We start from the raw sequence: 3106 nt of genomic DNA, 5'->3' as shown, positions 1-3106 counted from the left end.
GGCCGGCGTGTTCCGGCACGGCGTGCCCCCGGCGCAGGGCGGCCTGGCGGGCACGGACATCGGCGACGCCATCGAGGCGGTGTCGCAAGTGGCCGAACTGTCGGTTGCCAGCGCCTTCGTGGCCTGGGGGCAGCGCGTCTTCATCGAATACCTGTTGCGCAGCCCGAACACGGCCCTGACCGGCGCGTGGCTGGCGCCCTTGCTCAGCGGCGAACAGGCGGGCGCGACCGCGCTGTCGAACGCCATGAAGTTCCTGAGCGGGATCGAATCGCTGCAGATCTCCGCGCGCGCGGAGGACGGCCAGTGGGTGCTGGATGGCCGCATGCCCTGGGTGACGAATCTGCGGGTGCAGGGTTTTCTGGTGGCCGCCGCGGTGACCGCGCCCGACGGCACGCCCGCCGTGGTGGCGCTGCCGCACGAAATCGCCGGGCTGACACGCAGTCCGGATCTGTCCTTGCTGGCGCTGCAGTCGAGCAATACCGCGGCTCTGGAGGTGCGCAGCGTGCGCATCGGCCCCGAGTGGCTGATCCATCCCGACGCGCGCCAATATCTGCCACAGGCCAGGCCGGCGTTCGCTGGCCTGCAATGCGGGCTGTCCATCGGCCTCGCGCGGCGCGCCTTGCAGGCTGCGGAACAGGCGGGGCAGGGGCAGGCGTCGCGCGGCATTCTGGGGCAGCCGCTGGCGGCCTTGCGGACCCAGGTCGAGACACTGACCGCGCGCCTGATAGCCGGGGTGCGCAGCGAGCGCTTCGTGGCCGAGCCCTGGAGCCTGTTCGAAATCCGCATCGCGCTGGCCGATGCCGCCCATCAGGCCGTGCAGCTGGAGTTGCAGGCCAGCGGGGGCGCGGCCTATCTGAAGCCCGCGGGCGCGGGCTTTGCGCGGCGCTGGCGCGAGGCGGCGTTCCTGCCCATCGTCACGCCCAGCCTGGTGCAGCTGAAGACCGAACTGGCCAAGCGCCAGGCGCGGCTGGCTGCGGGTGCCGCTGCATGAGAGCGGGTCCGCCAGCCGTGTTGGAGGCTCGGGGTTTGGCGCTCAGCTATCCCGGCGCTATCGACGCGGTGTTTCAGGATGTGGACCTGACGTTGGCGCGGGGCGAGGTGGTGGCGGTGCTGGGCGCCAGCGGCGCGGGCAAGTCCAGCCTGCTGCGCGTGCTGGCCGGCCTGCAGCCCGCAAGCAGAGGGTCGTTGCTGATGGAAGGCGCGCCGCTCACGGGCGTGCACCCCCGCGTCGCGGTGGCATTTCAGGACCCGAGCCTGCTGCCCTGGCTGTCGCTGGAGCGCAATGTGGCCTTCGGCCTGGATTTCAAGCATCAGCCTGCGCTGTCCGATGCGCAACGCCGGACCAGGGTGGAGCAGGCGATCGATGAAGTGGGTTTGGCGCACGCCAGGCATTTGCGCCCGGCGCAGTTGTCTGGCGGCATGGCGCAGCGCACCGCACTGGCCCGCTGCCTGGCGCGCCGGCCGGCGGTGCTGTTGCTCGACGAGCCCTTCGGCGCGCTGGACGAAGTCACCCGGGGCGAGATGCAGGCGCTGCTACGCAAAGTGGTGGTCGACTTCGATACGGCCGCGGTGCTGATCACGCACGATATTGACGAGGCGCTGGTGTTGGCCGACCGCATCGTGCTGCTGGGCGGCGCGCCCGGCAGCATCCTGGGGGTGTGGCGGGTGGACCTGCCGCAGCCGCGCGCCGACCTGTTGCCCGAAATGGGCGCCTTGCGCCTGGAAATTCTTACCCGTTTGCGCAGCGCGCTGCGGGCTGCTCGCGGCGTGGCCATGCCTGCCTGAACCGGAGAGCCCGTCACTGGCTCTTCATGTGTGAACTGACCCTGCTAGGAGTGCTTTGATGTGCCTCGAACACATGTCGCGTCGCGACTGGTTGAAACTCTCGGCCCTGCTGACGGCAGGCGGCGCGGCATCCTTGCTGTCGGCGTTCAACGCCCGCGCGCAAAGCGATCCGGACGCGCCGGTGCGCATCGGCTACCTGCCCATCACCGATGCCGCGCCGCTGCTGGTGGCGCATAACAACGGCCTGTTCGAGCAGGCTGGCGTCAAAGCGGAAAAGCCCACACTGCTGCGCAGTTGGGCACAGGTGATCGAGGCTTTCATCTCAGGCCAGGTCAATGTGGTGCATCTGTTGTCGCCGATGACCGTGTGGGCGCGTTTCGGCAGCAAGGTGCCAGCCAAGGTGGTGGCCTGGAATCACGTGGGCGGTTCGGGCCTGACGGTGGCGCCCTCCATAGACAGCGTCAAGCAACTGGGCGGCAAGACCGTCGCCATTCCGTTCTGGTATTCCATCCATAACGTCGTGCTGCAGCATCTGCTGCGCGAAAATGGCCTGGCGCCGGTGGCGCGCAGGGATGGGACGGTGGCGGCCAATGAAGTGAACCTGGTGGTGATGGCGCCCTCCGACATGCCTCCGGCGCTGGCGCAGAACCGCATTGCAGGCTACATCGTGGCCGAGCCCTTCAACGCGGTGGCCGAGACGCTGGGCGTGGGCAAGGTGCTGCGGTTCACGGGCGATGTCTGGCGCAATCACGCGTGCTGCGTGGTGTTCATGCACGAGCGCGACCTGGAGCAGCGTCCGCAGTGGTCGCAAAAGGTCGTGGACGCCATCGTTCAGGCGCAGCTGTGGATCCGCGACAACCGGGCCGAGACCGCACAACTCCTTTCCAAGGAAGGCATCAACCGCTACACGCCGCATACCGTGCCGGCACTGTCCAAGGTGCTGGCGCCGCCTCCAGCCGACCGCGAGCAATACCTGGCCAGCGGCGCCATCCGGCATGCGGATTGGGACGAGCGCCGCATCGACTTCCAGCCTTATCCGTTTCCCAGCTACACCGAAGAGCTGGTGCGCCGCTTGCGCGATACGCTGATCGAGGCAGACCGCGGTTTCCTGGCCGACCTGGACCCGGCCCGCGCGGCCTCCGAACTGGTGGACGACCGTTACGTCAAGCGTGCCATCGAAACCGCCGGCGGCTTGAGCCGTTTCGGTTTTCCCGACCAGTACAGCCGGACCGAGATGGTGCAGGCGTGACGGCTCCCGAGTCTGTCGCGGAAGCGCCGGCCGGCCTGGCGGCTGCCCCGGCGGCAATGCCGGGCCGCGGGC

3 protein-coding genes are annotated in these 3106 nt (G+C 69.0%); all 3 read left to right on the top strand.

The window, feature by feature from the left end:
- A partial coding sequence (locus tag VIR09_RS06155; RefSeq protein ID WP_332012071.1) for an acyl-CoA dehydrogenase family protein occupies nt 1-991 on the top strand: 991 nt, incomplete at its 5' end.
- Nucleotides 988-1785: an ABC transporter ATP-binding protein gene (locus VIR09_RS06150; protein WP_332012070.1), complete on the top strand. Its 798-nt coding sequence runs from the start codon at nt 988-990 to the stop codon at nt 1783-1785. The genes VIR09_RS06155 and VIR09_RS06150, both read left to right, overlap by 4 nt.
- A gap of 58 nt (nt 1786-1843) precedes the next feature.
- A complete protein-coding gene (locus VIR09_RS06145; protein WP_332012069.1) occupies nt 1844-3034 on the top strand; it encodes an ABC transporter substrate-binding protein in 1191 nt (396 codons plus the stop codon).
- The last annotated feature ends 72 nt before the right edge of the window (nt 3035-3106 follow it).

Source organism: Achromobacter sp. (assembly GCF_036567245.1).
In the GTDB taxonomy this organism is placed as follows: Bacteria; Pseudomonadota; Gammaproteobacteria; order Burkholderiales; family Burkholderiaceae_B; genus Achromobacter.
This window is presented reverse-complemented; position numbering and strand designations above follow the sequence as displayed.

Coding starts and splice junctions, on each gene's coding strand:
- VIR09_RS06150 (WP_332012070.1), top strand. CDS start 988: ATGAGAGCGGGTCCGCCAGCCGTGTTGGAGGCTCGGGGTTTGGCGCTC.
- VIR09_RS06145 (WP_332012069.1), top strand. CDS start 1,844: ATGTGCCTCGAACACATGTCGCGTCGCGACTGGTTGAAACTCTCGGCC.